Genomic DNA, 14,260 nt, shown 5'->3' with positions numbered 1-14,260 from the left:
TGGCGCCAAACCTGACAGCTTGAGGTGGAACGCGACTTCCGCCTACGCTGCACCGAGGAGTGCGAGCGCGGCTGTGGCACGACGGAGGTGAAGGAGGCGGCGGCAGCTGGCGGAGACAGGCTGGTTATGACGGGCGCGCGAGCGGAGCAAGTTGCGCAACTCGTCACAGCCGCGACAGCGCCGACCGGCTGATCCAAAGCTTTTGAAGCCCTGCATAGATTGGGTCCGATCTTTGATGTCGCCCTTCCGGCCGAGGTCATCCACCACGCCACTTGGTTCCACCATGTGTTCAGCCTGAGCCTGCGCGACATCGAGCTGATCCTCCCCGGGCGGGGCATGGTGGTCAGCTAGCAGAGGATCCGTCGTTGGTGCCTGCGCTGCGGCGCGGAGTTCGCAGCGAAGCTGCGCAAGCGGCGGCCCGGGTCAGCGTGCGCCCGAGCCACATGCCTCCGCGCCGGCGTTCGGCATGTAACCCAGCCGGACGGAGATAAGCTGAGCATGCGACATCACCACGGTCGCGAGCTCCGCGACGCGGTCCAGGGTCACACGGCGGGTGTGACCACTCACGCTGATCGCGGCGAAGACCTTGCCGGTCGAGTTACGAATCGGCGCCGCCACGCAGCGCAGATCCGGCTCGTGCTCACATTCATCCACGGCGAAGCCTCGTGCCCGGATGCGCGCTAGTTCATCGCGCAGGAGTCCGGGGTCGGTGATCGTCCCCGGCGTGAAGCGGTGCAGGCCGAGGCGGATGATACGCTCGACGACGGTCTCTTCCTGGAAGGCAAGAGCAGCTTTTCCGACCCCGGTGCTGTGGCAGGGAGTGGCTTCCATGGTCGTGACCGTGTTGTGCGGGCGGCCGGAATCGTGCTCGCTTCGTTCCACGAACACCATGTGAGAGCCATCGAAGACGCAGAGATGCACGACCTCGCCACTTAACTTGGAAAGCGTGTCCACGAAGGGGCGTGCCTCGCGGTAAAGGGGAAGGTTCGTGAGGGCCGTGCTGCCGAGCTCGAAGAGCTTGATGCCCAGCCGGTAACGCTCACGGCTCGCCTCCTGCTCCAGGAAGCCGAGGATGCGGAGGCTATCGACGATGCGGTGGACGGTGGTGCGTGGCATGCCCGTGCGCCGGGCCATCTCCACCACCGTCAGCTCGCGGTCCTGCGTGGAGAAGCACTCCAGCACGTCGAGCATCTTGAGGAGTGACTTGACGCTCTGACGGCCACCGGCCTCGTGGGGCGGCGGCACAACGGCCATGTCGTCGGGCATCGCGAACGGGTAAGGCGCGGCGGGCGGCGGCGCAAGAGAATTCGCAGCCCGCCGCATCCCACCGCTACTCCGCGGCCACGCGGACCCGGTTGTCCACGATCTCCAGCAGGTGCCGCAGGGCCGGCTCGATCGCGGCTCGCTGCTTCTCGCTGGCGGCCGGCATGGGGGCACGGGGCAGCCCCACCGGGCAGCCCTGCATCTCCAGCGCCGCCTTTACGCAGGCCGGCAGGTTGTCGCCGACGATCGTGTTCCAGAAGCGCAGCATCCGGTCATGGAGCTGCATGGCGTAGGCGTGGTCCCCGCGCTGCACCGCGTCCCAAAGGGCGACGCAGGCGGTCGGCACTGCCGTCGGGTTCGCGGCGATGGTGCCGGGCGATCCCAGGGCGAAGGAGGGGTAGAGCAGAGCGTCCACCGCGGTGAAGACGAGCTTGCCCTCGGGCACGTCGAGCAGCAGGTCCGCCATCAGCTTCAGGTCGCCCTGGCTCTGCTTTACGCCGATCACACCGGGAAGCTCGCGCATGATGTGCAGGAGCTGCGCGGGGGTCAGATAGTTCCAGGGGATGACGTTGTAGATGATGACGGGCTGCTTCACCGACTCGGTCAGCGTCTTGAAGTGGTTGAACGTCGCCTCCTCGCTCGGCTTGAAGAGGTAGTGCACCGGCGTGATCTGCAGCGCGTCGATCGCCAGGTGCTCGACGTCACGCGCGCGCAAGATCGCCTCGCGCGTACTGTTGGCGATGATGCCGGCGATCAGGGGAACGCGGCCGCCCACCTCCTCGGCGGCAATCTCCATCAGCCGCTTGAACTCCTCGCGGGTCAGGGTGTGGCCCTCGCCGGTGCTGCCGCCGACGCAAATGCCGTGCACGCCCGTGCCCAGGAACCAGCGGATCTGATTGCGGTAGGCGCCTTCGTCGATCTCGCCATCTGCGGAGAAGGGCGTGGTCATCGGCGGAATGATGCCGTGGATCTTGGAAGTCATGTGTCTCCTCCTGGAACGCCGGGTATGTCCGGATAGCGGACATACTTGGATGGATCCCCGATGGAGGTCAACAACGTATCTTGGCTTGCATCACAAATTTCGTTCGAATCAGGAGTTGACGAACAGGCGACGCTTGACAGGTCAGCGATGGGCCGAGCAGCATGATGTCCGTAATGCGGACAGACAGCCAATCAGGTCCGCAAATGAAGGGGAGGGGCTCGGGCCGCTGCGTCATTCCGCGCGGGCGGCAGCCCCGGGGAAACGGGATGAGCGCAGAAACCGGCATCGTGTCGCACATGCCTGACGCTTCGCCATCCGTCGCAGCCGCCATCGATCCGATCCTGCCCGCGCTCCGCGCCATGCTTGGCGAGCGCCTCTCGACCGGGCGGTCCATGCGCGAGCAGCACGGTCGAGGGGAGGGAATTCCCGACCTCTTCCAGCCCGATGCCGTCGCCTTCCCGGAGAGCAACGAGGAGGTGGCGGCGATTGCGCGGCTCTGCCACGCGCACCGGATCCCGATCGTGCCCTTCGGAGCTGGCACCTCGTTGGAAGGTCATGTCGCCGCCCTTCGCGGCGGGATCTGTGTCGATTTCACCCGCATGGACCGCGTGCTGGAGGTCTCGCCGGACGCGCTGGACTGCCGCGTGCAGGCGGGCGTGACGCGGCTGCGGCTGAATGCCGAGCTCCGCTCCCACGGGCTGTTCTTTCCGGTTGATCCGGGCGCGGACGCCTCCATCGGCGGCATGGCGGCCACCCGAGCTTCCGGCACCGCCGCCGTGCGCTATGGCACGATGCGGGAGAACGTGATGGGGCTGACTGTGGTGACGCCGGAGGGCCGCATCGTCCGCACCGGCAGCCGCGCGCGGAAGTCGGCCACGGGACTGGACCTGACGCGGCTCTATGTCGGCTCGGAGGGCACGCTCGGCCTCATTACCGAGGTGCAGCTCCGGCTCCACGGCCTGCCCGAGGCGGTCTCCGCCGCCGTGTGCCAGTTCCCGGGCGTGCGGCCAGCGCTCGAGGCCACGGTCGCGGTCCTGCAGGCAGGCATCCCCATGGCGCGGATCGAGTTCGTGAACGCGCTGCAGATGCACATGTGCATCCGGTACTCGAAGCTGGCCGGGATGGCGGAGCTTCCAACGCTGTTTCTGGAGTTCCAGGGCAGCCCTGCCGCCGTCGCCGAGCAGGTGGAATTGGTACAGGCTCTCTGCGAGGAGGCGGGCGGCAGCGGCTTTCTGTGGGCCAACCGGCCGGAGGAGCGGTCACGCCTCTGGAAGGCGCGGCACGACACCTACTACGCCAACCTCCACTACCTGCCCGGCAAGAGTCAGATGGGGACGGATGCCTGCGTCCCGATCTCGGCGCTGGCCGAGTGTATCCTGGAGACCGAAGCAGACGTGGCCGCGACCGGGCTTCTGGCGCCGCTGGTTGGCCATGTCGGCGATGGCAACTTCCACCTCGGCATCCTCTTCGACCCGACCGACGCGGAAGAGCGTGCCCGTGCCGACGGTCTCGCGCGACGCACGGGCGAGCGTGCCATCCGCATGGGCGGCACCTGTTCCGGCGAGCATGGAATCGGGATGCATAAGTTGGACCTCGCGGCGGAGGAGCACGGCGAGGCGCTGTCGCTCATGTGGGCGGTGAAGAACGCGCTCGACCCGCTCGGCATCATGAACCCTGGCAAGCTGCTGAAGCCGCTGGATTGAACGAACGGAGAAGACGAAAGGCATGAAGAAGCTCCTCAACGACCCCCGCGGTGCGGTGCGCGAGATGCTGGAGGGGCAGGTGGACCTGAACCCCGGCCAGGCGCTGCTGCGGGACGAGGACGTGGTCGTGCGGGCCGAGCTGCCGGAGCCCTCCGCGCGCGGCGTGGCCGTGCTGTCCGGCGGCGGCAGCGGCCACGAGCCTGCCCATGCGGGTTATGTCGGCGCGGGGATGCTGCAGGCGGCGGTGGCGGGCGATGTCTTTACCTCGCCCAGCGTGGACGCGGTCCTGGCGGGCATCCGTGCGGCCGCCGGCCCGGCAGGCGCCGTGCTGGTGGTGAAGAACTACACGGGCGACCGCCTGAACTTCGGCCTCGCCGCGGAACTGGCTCGCGCCGAGGGCATCCCGACCGAGGTGGTGGTGGTCGCCGACGACGTGGCGCTGCGCGATACGGTGGAACCGGCACGACGGCGCGGCATTGCCGGGACGGTGCTGGTGCACAAGGTGGCTGGCGCGGCGGCCGCGGCCGGCCTGCCGCTGGAAGCAGTGGCGGAGGAGGCGCGCGCGGCGGCGGCGGCGATCGGCACCATGGGGGTCGCGCTCGGTGCCTGCACCGTGCCGGCCGCGGGGCGGCCTGGCTTTTCGCTCGAGGAGGGCGAGGCGGAGCTTGGCCTCGGCATCCATGGGGAGCAGGGGGTGCGCCGCGTCCCGCTGCGGGCGGCCGACGCGCTGGTTGAGGAGATCCTCGACACCATCCTGACCGATGCCGGCCTGCGGGCCGGGGAGCGCGTGGCGCTGCTGGTGAACGGGTTGGGCGGCACCCCGCCGATGGAACTGGCCGTGGTTTCCCGCCACGCCCTGGCCGTGCTGCGGGGGCGCGGACTGGTGGTGGAGCGTGCATGGTGCGGCAACCTCCTCACCGCGCTGGAGATGCCCGGCGCCTCGCTGACCGTGATGCGGGTGAACGACGCCGTGCTGGCGCGGCTGGACGCGCCGACCGACGCGCCCGCCTGGCCCGGCAGCGGCCAAATCGCGGCAGCCCGGAAGATGGTGTCGGGCGGCGCCGCCGCGGCTGCAGTCGAGGCCGCGCGCCCGGCCACTCCGCAGGGGGAAGCGGTGCGCCGCGCGGCCCTCGCCGCCGCCTCCGCGCTGGAGGCCGCGGAGGCTCGGCTGACCGCGCTGGACAGCGCCGCGGGCGACGGAGACCTTGGCATCAGCATGTCACGCGGCGCCGCCGCCCTCCGCGCCCTGCCGGACGCGGCCTGGGCAGAGGCACCGGCCGCGCTGGGGCGCATGGGGGAGGCACTCCGGCGCGCCATCGCCGGCAGCTCCGGCCCCTTCTACGCGACTGCGCTGCTGCGCGCGGCCCGAGGCCTCCCGGCCGCGCCCGGGGCAGGGGACTGGTCCCGCGCGCTAACCGCGGCCGTGGACGCGATCGCGGAGTTGGGTGGGGCGAAGCCAGGCGACCGCACCATGCTGGACGCGCTGCGCCCGGCCGCCGACGCCTTCTCTCGCGCGCTGGGCGCCGGGCTCACCCCGGCCGCGGCGTGGGAGGAGGCCGTGCAGGCCGCGCGGGCCGGCGCCGAGGCCACCGCCGCCATGCGCCCGCGTCTCGGCCGAGCCAGCTATCTCGGCGACCGCGCCCTGGGAACGCCCGACGCTGGCGCTGCGGCAGCCGTGGTCTGGCTGGAAGCCCTCAGCCCGCAGAAGACGCAGTGAACCAACAAAGGAGGAAACATCTATGACGTCCCGCACTTCCGGCCCGCTGGCGCGGCGCGCGCTGGGTCTCGCCGCGGCCGGCCTGATCGCCGCCACTGGGCTCGTGCAGGCCCAAACCCAGCCCCAAACGCAGATCCAGTCCGCGGCCGCGTCCTACCCCAATCGCCCGATCCGCGTCGTCGTTCCTTTCGCTGCGGGCGGTGGGGTCGACACGGTCTCGCGCCCGCTTGCCCAGGCGTTGAGCGGCATCCTCGGCCAGCCCGTGGTGGTGGATAATCGGCCGGGCGCGGCGGGAAACATCGGCATGGAGCACGTCGCGGAAGCGCCGCCGGACGGCTACACCATCCTGCACTCCAATTCCGGCATCCTCGTCACCAACCCCATCCTTTATAACAACACGCGCGCCCGGCCCTCGCGGGATCTGGTGCCGGTGGGGCAGGTCACCACGGACCCGCTGCTCTACATCGTGCCCGCCAGCCTTCCGGTGAAGAACCTGCAGGAGTTCGTGGCCTATGCCAGGGCGCGGCCGGGGCAGGTAAGCTTCGCCTCCGGCGGGGCCGGCGGCGTGACGCATCTGGTGGGCGAGCTCTTCGCGCTCCGCGCCGGACTGCAGCTGATCCACGTGCCCTATCGTGGCGCCGCGCCTGCGTTGACGGACCTCATCGCCGGTCGTGTCCAGCTGATGTTCGACACGCTCGGCCTCGTGCAGTCGCACCAGGGCGCGAACAGCATCCGCCTCCTCGCCATCGCAACGCCCCAGCGTCTCCCGGCCCTGCCCGACGTGCCCACTGCCGCCGAGGCTGGGGTGCCTGGGGCCGAGGTGAACAGCTGGCAGGCACTGCTGGTTCCGGCGCGCACCGATCCCGCCATCGTCGCGAAACTCACGGCGGCGCTGAAGCAAGCTCTTTCCTCGCCGGAGTTGCTACGCCTCTACGCGGAGCGCGGCTTCGTGCCGCAGTTCAACCCGCCCGAGGTGGTGCGCGCAAACATGGAGAGCGAGACGGCGACCTGGACCGAGGTGATCCGCAAGGCCGAGATCAAGCTGGAATAGCGACCTTCCTCCACCCACCGCGCCGGGGCGGTCCGGAAACAACGAAAAGAGCAATGACAAAGGGAGGACAAGAGAAATGACCATTCTCACCCGCCGCGGCGCGCTCGCCGCGACGCTTTCCGCCGCCGCGGCCATCGGCCTGGCGCGGCCGGCGCTGGCCCAGGGCTTCTCGGGCCGTCCGATCACCCTGGTGGTGCCCTGGGCGCCTGGTGGCGGGACCGACGTGGTCGCCCGCGCGGTCGCGCCTATCCTGTCCGAGCGCCTGGGCACCACAGTCACGGTGTTCAACCGGCCCGGCGGCAATGGCGTGGTCGGGCATATGGCGCTGCGCAGCGCTCCGCCGGACGGCACCACGGTCGGGCTGATTGTGCCCAACCTGCTGACCGCGCCGCTCTTCGCGCCCTCGCCGCTGACCTGGCAGGATCTTCAGCCAATCGCGCTGCTCAACGTCGATCCCGGCGCCATCACCGTGGCCCGCAACGCGCCCTGGAAGGATCTTGCTGCGCTGGCCGCCCATGCGCGCGCGCACCCAGAAATGGTGCGCGTGGCCAATAGCGGTGCCGGAGGCACCTGGCATCTGGTCGCGCTGGAGCTCGAGCGCCTCGCCGGCGTGAAGCTCACCCATGTCGTCTATGCTGGTGCCGCACCCGGGCTGCAGGACCTTGCGGCGGGGAACATCGAGGCCACGGCCTTCAGCGCCGTGGAAGCGCGGGGCCAGATCGAGGGCGGCGCCGCTCGCATCCTGGCCGTGACTGCGAAGGACCGGCTTCCGGCCTTCCCGGACGCGCCGACCGCCATCGAGCAGGGCTTCGACATCAATGTCGTCACCTGGCGCGGCCTTGCCGCCCCGCCCGGCACGCCCGAGGCAGTGCTGGCCCGCTGGCGCGACGCCGTGCGTGCAGCTGCCACCGACCCGCGCTTCGTCAGCTTCATGGCGCAGCAGAGCTTCGGCATCCGCTACCTCGACACGGCCGACTTCACGGTGCTGATCCGAGAGGAGGACGCGCGCTACCGCCGCTACTTCCAGGGGTAAGCCGCGAGGCTCTGGGCTCTGCCAGAACTCACGGCCGGCCGGCGAGCGAAGCTCGCAGCGGTCCTAACCAATCGACACCGGAAGCCCTGTGTCGTCAGACACCCGGCGGACGCCGGGAAGTGAAAACGGAGGAAACCATGCTATTCGATCGCCGCGGGCTCCTAATGTTCGGCGGCGCTGCCGCAAGCGGCGCCATCCCATCCTTTGCCCGTGCGCAAGGATTTCCGAACAGGACGATCACCATCGTCGTACCCTTCGCCCCAGGCGGCAACACCGATCTCGTCGGGCGGATCGTTGCTACGGCGCTTGGCAAGTCGCTTGGCCAAACGGTTGTCGTCGATAACCGTCCGGGAGCGGGCGGTGCCGTCGGCGCGGGACAAGTTGCGCGCAGCGCGCCGGACGGGCACACCCTTCTCCTTGCTGGAGGCGGCGTCATCGTCACGGTTCCGGAAATGACGACCACCCCCTACACGCGCGCCGACTTCGCGCCGCTTAGCTTGGTCAACCGCAGCTCCATGGTGCTACTCGCCCGCAGCAACGACGCGCGTTTCCGCAGCTTCGCCGACCTCGCCGCTTACGCCCGCTCAAGTGAGGGAAAGCTCAACGCCGCCCATTCCGGTCCGGGCACGCCGAACCATCTTGCCCTGCTTCAACTCGAGAACCTTCTCGGCACCAAGTTCACCGTCGTCAGCTACCGGGGCTCCGGTCCGGCCCTGAGCGATTTGCTCGGTGGCCAGATCGACGTGCACTTCGATCAGGTGACGAGTTCCCTCCAGCACATCCGCTCCGGCGCCCTGAAGGCTCTGGCCGTGCTTGGCCCGGCGAACGATCCGGCCTTGCCGGAGGTGAAGACGGTGTCGCAGCTCGGCTTCGGCGAGATCGACGGCACGACTTATATCGGCCTCCTCGCCCCTGCCCGCACGCCGCAGGATTTGCGCGATCGCCTGGCCACTGCGATCCGCGAGGCTGTGGCCGACCCGCAACTGGTCAAGAGCGCCCGCGATCTCGGAAGTGAGGCCTATGCCGGTACGACTGAGGAGTTCGGCCGCATCCTGGAGGCGGAGTACGCCATCTCTAGCCGGGCTGCACGGGAAGGGCGGCTCAAGGCAGACTAGGACCGGAAAGTGAAGAGCCCATTCGGACGCGAGCGGCCCGCTGAACGGATTGATGGGCTGCTCGCGGCAGTGGCGTTTGGGCGCTGCCCAGCGATGACCTTCGGTGAGAAACGAAGGGCAGGCATGATGTCCGTCAACGGAAGGCGGGGCGTGGCGCTGGTTGCCCGAAGTGGGCGCTGAGTGGCCGAATCTGCTTGGCGAACGAACATGTCGGCTCTGCCCTCAGCATCCGACATTGGCCGGCTGACCGGGCTCCCACCAGTTCCTTGCCGCCAGTGATCACTGCAGCCAACTGGCGCTGCCCGCCGCCTTTGGGCATCACTGGGCGTCGCGGAGGAGGCGCACGATGCAGGGAATGCTGAAGTCGAGATTTCCTGGGGGGAGTCTGCTGGTCGCCATGCTCGGCGAGCACGCGCCGATGGACGTCCGGCGCGCGGCACAGCGTCTGCGTGCGGAGGGCGCGCCCGCTTTGGCGATCGACGACGATATTGCTGGCCTGGCAAGGGGGCTAGCCTCCTCCGAGGTGTCGCGCTCGCCTGCCATGCTGGACATCCTGCCGCCGCTGTTCTGGCTAGAAGCTCGCCGGGAGGACGGATCCGGTGTCCGCGGGATCAGCGGATGGGTCGTGGAGAAGAAGCGAGGCGGGCTCGCCGTCCGGGGCTTCAGCATCGCCCTCGGTCATGACGCTGTGCCCGAGCCGGAGGGGGCCGCGACGGTACTATTCGGTGCGGGCGCGCAGGAGGAGGACGGGGAGACCCGCTATGTGAGAGGTCTGGTCACCGCCATTAGCCTGCCCGAGATGCTGGCGCAGATGGGGGAGAGTTCTCCCGTCGTGCTGATGCCAGCCGATGCGCCCGACCAGGACGCAAGGCTTCTGCGTGGCTTCAGGCTGTCGGTGGCGATATCGCCAGACTCAGCGCCGACCTGAACCTGTGTCGTCGCGGCTAACCAAACCTGGAAGTTGAATTCGTGGCTATCCCGCGGGATGGAGCCGAGCAACCAGCCTTAGTGCCGGATCAGGACGACGCCTCCGATCAGCAATGCCACGCTTGCCAAGCAACCGACGTGCATGGACGAGGTCTGGCCGGAAGCAGTACTTCCGATCTTGAGCGGCCGAGGCGAGAAAGCGGTCGATCAGATGGCCACCCCTCAGCCGCCGCGCTCGACCGCATCCCCGCATCCAAGCATCAGATCGGTTCCACCTCTCTTCAGCCTTCCGCCTCCATCAGCTCATAAGGAAATTGCAGAAGTGCTGCGCGATCTGCTTTGACTGCCTGCGCCAGAGCGGACGCCTGCTCGCCTATCTCGGCATGTGCCCCCACCAGTACCTGTCGCTGCCCCGGCCACGGCGCCGAGTTCGCTGTGGCAGGTGGCCGGGCCCTGGGCGGCTCAGGCGGTACAACCGGCTTGACGCCCGTTGCCCCTCGTACCGGTAAGGATGGCGCGGTCTTTCTGGCCGGGTAGTGCAAGCCCCGGGCTTCAGTCGATCCGTCGCAGCCCGGCCGCAAAGCGGCGCGCATTGGCGACGTAATGCGCGGCCGAGGTGCGAAGAGTGTCGGCGACAGTCGGGTCGAGCGTACGCGCCACCCGTGCCGGGGCGCCGACGATCAGGGAGAAATCCGGGAACTCCTTGCCCTCCGTCACGAGGGCGTTGGCGCCGACGATGCAGCAGCGCCCGATCCGCGCCCGGTTGAGCACGGTCGCCCCCATGCCGATGAGGGAGCAGTCCCCCACCGTGCAGCCGTGCAGAATAGCATGGTGGCCGACAGTGACGTCCGCGCCGATGGTCAGCGGCGCCCCCGGATCGGAGTGCAGCATGGCCCCTTCCTGGATGTTGGTGCGCGCCCCGATCGCGATGCGTGTGTTATCTCCGCGCGCCACAGCGCCGAACCAGAAGCTGACATCCTCGTCGAGCGAGACGTCCCCGATCACCTGGGCGTCCGGGGCGATCCAGAAGCGGTCCTGCGCCGGCAGAGTCGGAAAGAGGTCGTTTAGGGCGTAGAGCGGCATGCATGTCCCTCCTTGGCGGCCGAAGACGGCCGGGCGGCCATTGAGCCTGCCCGGGGAAGGCCGGCCCGCCGCCGGCCGTTTCCGCCGGCGCCTACTCGATCACAATGTTCCCACGTTCGGCCACGCCCTTCCACTTCGCCTGTTCCTTGCGCAGGAAGGCCGCGAACTCGGCCGGACCCTCGGCCAGCGGCGTGGTGCCCTGCTCGTCAAAGCGGGCGCGCAGGGCAGGGTCCACCATGGCCTCCATCAGCGTCTCGCCGAGGATCTGCACAACCGGGGCGGGGGTGCCGGCCGGGGCAACAATGCCGCCGGTACCGAGCACCGTGAAGCCGGCCAGCCCCGCCGCTTCCGCCAGCGTGGGAACCTCCGGAAGCTGCGGGCGCCGGGCGGCGGAGGTGACGGCCAGGGCACGAAGCTGCCCTTCGCGCACGAGCGGCAGGGTGGAGGCCGCGCTCTCCATGGCGAAGCCGAGGGAACCGGCCATCAGGTCCGCCAGCATCGGGCCGGCGCCGCGGTAGGGAACGTGGGTAGCCCCGGCGCCGATGCTCTGGAGGAAGAGCTCGGTCCCCATGTGCTGGGTGGAGCCGGGCCCGCTGGAGCCATAGTTCATCCCGCCCGCCTGGAGCTTGCGGATGAGCTCCGGAACGTCGCGCGGGCCGTCCTTAGGCACTACCAGGATCAGCGGGCCCTCGAAGATGCGGATCACCGGCACGAAGTCGCGCTCCGCGTCATAGGGCATGTTCCGCATGATGGCGGGGTTGATGGCCAGGCTGGCGAGGCTGCCGAAGCCGAGCGTGTAGCCATCGGGCGCTGAACGGGCGACGGCCTGCATGCCGATGGTGCCGCCCGCGCCGGGCCGGTTCTCCGTTACCACGCGGTTGGCTCGGAAGCGCCCCTCCGAGGCCTTGTCCGCCAGCAGGCGGCAGAAGATGTCGTTCGCCTGACCGGGCGGGAAGGGCACGATGATGCGGATCGGCTTCGACGGATAGGACTGCGCGAAGGCGCGCGGCATGGCGGAAAGCCCTGCCAGACCGAGAAGCGCCCCCATAGCGGCGCGGCGGGAGAGATGGTTCATTCCTGGCTCCTCCTTGTCGTTTGTCCTCGTGGCCCGGCGTCGAGGCCGGGTCGCATCACTCGGCAGCCAGGGCAGTGGCTCCCTCGGCGTGGAGGGTGCCTTCGGCCAGCAGCGCGGCGATCTCCGCCTCGCCCAGTCCGGCCTCGCGCGCGATCTCTAGCCCCTGCTCCCCGGGGCGGGGCGGCTGGCGGCGCAGCGTGGTTCGGCGGCCGCCGAGCAGAATGGGCAAGGCAGGAATGCCGGCCACCGGCATGGCGGGCGCGGTTCCGGTCCCGGCCGCCATCTCCACGGGCAGCAGGCCGCCGGAGGCGTTCAGGTGCGGGTCGTCGAACAGGTCCGCCGGCTTGGCGATCGGCGCGAAGGGCAGGCCCAGCGCCTCGAAGCGCGCCATCAGCTCGGCCAGGGGGATAGCCCGGAACACCCCGGCCACCTGCTCCAGGATCCGCGGACGCGCCGCGGCGAGCTGCTGCATGGTTGCCAGCGACGGGTCGGTCAGCATGTCCTCCAGCCCGAAGGCGCGGCAGAAGGCCTGCCACTGCGTCATCGTCACCGTGCCGACGAAGACCTGGCGCCCCTCCTCCGCGCTGTCGAACACGTCGTAGAGCGGCCAGGGCTTCGGCATGGCCTTGTCGCCGAAGGGAGCGGGGTTGCGGCCGGAGATGGCAGCGCTGGCCATGTGCTGGGCCACCAGCAGCATGTTGGTCTCGAACAGGCCGGATTGCACCATACTGCCGCGTCCCGTCGCCTCGCGTTCCCGCAGCGCGGCGAAGATGGCGACCGCCCCGAAGACGCCGCCCATGATGTCGTTCACCGAGGTGCCGGCGCGCATGGGCTGGCCGGGCATGCCGGTCATGTAGGCCAGGCCGCCCATCATCTGCACCACCTCGTCCAGCGCGGCGCGGTTCTCGTAGGGACCGGGCAGGAAGCCCTTGCAGGAGAGGTAAATCAGGCGCGGGTTTATGGCCGACAGCGCCTCGTAGCCCAGACCGAGCTTGTCCATCGCGCCCGGGCGGAAGTTCTCCAGCACTACGTCGGCCTCTGCCGCCAGCCGTTTCACCAGCGCCAACCCGGCCGGCTTCTTCATGTTCACGCAGAGGCTGCGCTTGTTGCGGTTGAAGGTGGTGAAGAATCCGGCCGCGAGCCCCGTCAGGCGGCGCGTGTTGTCGCCGCCCGGCGCGGGCTCCACCTTGATCACGTCGGCGCCGAGATCGGCCAGCACCATGCCGCAGCTCGGCCCCATGACCATGTGGCTGAACTCGACAACGCGCAGGCCCTCCAGCGGCAGGCGGGCCTTCACCGGGTCGGGCGCCGCGGCGGCGGCGGGCGCGGGCCTTTGTGCGCCGGCGGGGCGGTAGGTGCGCGGCACGCCGGCGGTGGCCACGCGGCCGTGCAGGGGCTCGCCGGGCAGCCCCTCGCGCAGGGCCTCCCGCGCCGCGACCAGGGCGGGCAGGTCGATGCCGGTGTCGAAGCCCTCGGATTCCAGCATGTGGACGAGGTCCTCGGTGCAGGCATTGCCAACCGAGCCCGGGGCATAGGGGCAGCCGCCCAGGCCGCCGAGTGCGGCATCGAACCCGCGCACCCCTTCCTCGAGCGCGGCCAGCGCGTTCGCCAGCGCCGTGCCGAGCGTGTCGTGTAGGTGCAGGTTGCCGAAGCGCTCCGCCCCGACTTCCGCCCGCACGGCCCGCACCAGGCGGCGGACGTGGGAGGGGGTGGCGTAACCGAGCGTGTCCGCGAGCGCGATCACCTCCGCCCCGGCGCGCGCCAGCTCCGCCGCGAGGAAGACGACCTCTTCCTCCGGCACCCGGCCCTGGAGGGAGCAGCCAAAGGCGGTGGCGATGCCCGCCTCGATCCGGGGCGCGGCGGGGCCCAGGCCGCGTGCCCATTCCACCACCCGCGCCACCTCGGCCACCTGCTCGACCCGGGCGCGGCGGACGTTGGAGCGGCTATGCGCCTCGCTGGCCGAGACAGGGATGATGATCGACTGGGCGCCTGCCGAGGCGGCGTTCTGCGCGCCGCGCAGGTTCGGAGCGAGGGCGACCACCCGCAGGGCCGGGTGGGCGGCTCGAACGGCGCGCACCACCTCGGAGGCATCCGCCATCTGCGGCAGGGCGGCGGGCGGCACGAAGCTCGCCACCTCCATCTCGCGCACTCCGGCGGCGACCATGGCGCCGATCCAGCGCAGCTTGGCCGCCGTCGGCATGACCGACTTCGCCATCTGCAGCCCGTCGCGCGGGCCAACCTCCCTCACCGTGACCATGGCCGTTCCCCGGGCGCATTGCTTTCCAGCATTTTGCGTCCGCAGAAAGCGCGG

Annotated in this window: 13 protein-coding genes; 8 read left to right on the top strand and 5 right to left on the bottom strand. The window is 69.8% G+C overall.

Annotation, left to right across the window (positions count from 1 at the left end; genetic code table 11):
- Positions 1–24: 24 nt before the first annotated feature.
- Both ACO1BU_RS05865 and ACO1BU_RS05860 read left to right on the top strand, forming a co-directional pair.
- Positions 25–192 (top strand): hypothetical protein, encoded by a 168-nt coding sequence (locus ACO1BU_RS05865; RefSeq protein WP_424134984.1) that lies wholly within the window; start codon positions 25–27, stop codon positions 190–192.
- Between the two features lie 27 nt (positions 193–219).
- The gene (locus tag ACO1BU_RS05860) at positions 220–351 is read left to right on the top strand and encodes a hypothetical protein (RefSeq protein WP_424134983.1); all 132 of its coding nucleotides are present in this window, start codon (positions 220–222) and stop codon (positions 349–351) included.
- A 72-nt stretch (positions 352–423) separates the two neighbouring features.
- On the opposite strand, the gene ACO1BU_RS05855 is transcribed toward ACO1BU_RS05860, so the two are convergent.
- Entirely contained in the window at positions 424–1,266 is an 843-nt protein-coding gene (locus tag ACO1BU_RS05855; protein WP_424134982.1) for an IclR family transcriptional regulator, read from the bottom strand.
- A 64-nt stretch (positions 1,267–1,330) separates the two neighbouring features.
- Positions 1,331–2,245 carry a dihydrodipicolinate synthase family protein gene (locus tag ACO1BU_RS05850; RefSeq protein WP_424134981.1) on the bottom strand — a complete coding sequence of 305 codons (915 nt, stop codon included), beginning with the start codon at positions 2,243–2,245 and terminating at the stop codon, positions 1,331–1,333.
- Between the two features lie 296 nt (positions 2,246–2,541).
- Between ACO1BU_RS05850 and ACO1BU_RS05845 the strand changes: the two genes are divergently transcribed.
- The 6 genes from ACO1BU_RS05845 to ACO1BU_RS05820 all read left to right on the top strand — a co-directional run bounded on the left by ACO1BU_RS05845 (position 2,542) and on the right by ACO1BU_RS05820 (position 9,792).
- Positions 2,542–3,948 carry an FAD-binding oxidoreductase gene (locus ACO1BU_RS05845; RefSeq protein WP_424135017.1) on the top strand — a complete coding sequence of 469 codons (1,407 nt, stop codon included), beginning with the start codon at positions 2,542–2,544 and terminating at the stop codon, positions 3,946–3,948.
- A 22-nt stretch (positions 3,949–3,970) separates the two neighbouring features.
- On the top strand, positions 3,971–5,665 hold the full coding sequence (locus ACO1BU_RS05840) for a dihydroxyacetone kinase family protein (protein WP_424134980.1): 1,695 nt from the start codon (positions 3,971–3,973) through the stop codon (positions 5,663–5,665).
- Between the two features lie 22 nt (positions 5,666–5,687).
- Positions 5,688–6,716: a Bug family tripartite tricarboxylate transporter substrate binding protein gene (locus ACO1BU_RS05835; RefSeq protein WP_424134979.1), complete on the top strand. Its 1,029-nt coding sequence runs from the start codon at positions 5,688–5,690 to the stop codon at positions 6,714–6,716.
- A gap of 76 nt (positions 6,717–6,792) precedes the next feature.
- Positions 6,793–7,749 (top strand): tripartite tricarboxylate transporter substrate binding protein, encoded by a 957-nt coding sequence (locus ACO1BU_RS05830; protein WP_424134978.1) that lies wholly within the window; start codon positions 6,793–6,795, stop codon positions 7,747–7,749.
- A 137-nt stretch (positions 7,750–7,886) separates the two neighbouring features.
- A complete protein-coding gene (locus tag ACO1BU_RS05825; protein WP_424134977.1) occupies positions 7,887–8,864 on the top strand; it encodes a Bug family tripartite tricarboxylate transporter substrate binding protein in 978 nt (325 codons plus the stop codon).
- 346 nt (positions 8,865–9,210) lie between these two features.
- Positions 9,211–9,792 (top strand): hypothetical protein, encoded by a 582-nt coding sequence (locus ACO1BU_RS05820; RefSeq protein WP_424134976.1) that lies wholly within the window; start codon positions 9,211–9,213, stop codon positions 9,790–9,792.
- 551 nt (positions 9,793–10,343) lie between these two features.
- Here ACO1BU_RS05820 and ACO1BU_RS05815 read toward each other — a convergent pair.
- The 3 genes from ACO1BU_RS05815 to ACO1BU_RS05805 form a co-directional block, all read right to left on the bottom strand.
- Entirely contained in the window at positions 10,344–10,874 is a 531-nt protein-coding gene (locus ACO1BU_RS05815) for a gamma carbonic anhydrase family protein (protein WP_424134975.1), read from the bottom strand.
- A 91-nt stretch (positions 10,875–10,965) separates the two neighbouring features.
- Positions 10,966–11,949 carry a Bug family tripartite tricarboxylate transporter substrate binding protein gene (locus ACO1BU_RS05810; RefSeq protein ID WP_424134974.1) on the bottom strand — a complete coding sequence of 328 codons (984 nt, stop codon included), beginning with the start codon at positions 11,947–11,949 and terminating at the stop codon, positions 10,966–10,968.
- A gap of 55 nt (positions 11,950–12,004) precedes the next feature.
- Complete coding sequence (locus ACO1BU_RS05805) at positions 12,005–14,206, bottom strand: hydroxymethylglutaryl-CoA lyase (RefSeq protein WP_424134973.1); 2,202 nt, start codon at positions 14,204–14,206, stop codon at positions 12,005–12,007.
- Between the last annotated feature and the right edge of the window lie 54 nt (positions 14,207–14,260).

The organism is Roseomonas chloroacetimidivorans (assembly GCF_049629625.1).
GTDB lineage: Bacteria > Pseudomonadota > Alphaproteobacteria > Acetobacterales > Acetobacteraceae > Roseomonas > Roseomonas chloroacetimidivorans.
Note: the sequence above shows the minus strand (reverse complement) of the source record. Positions and strands in the feature narration are given on the sequence as shown.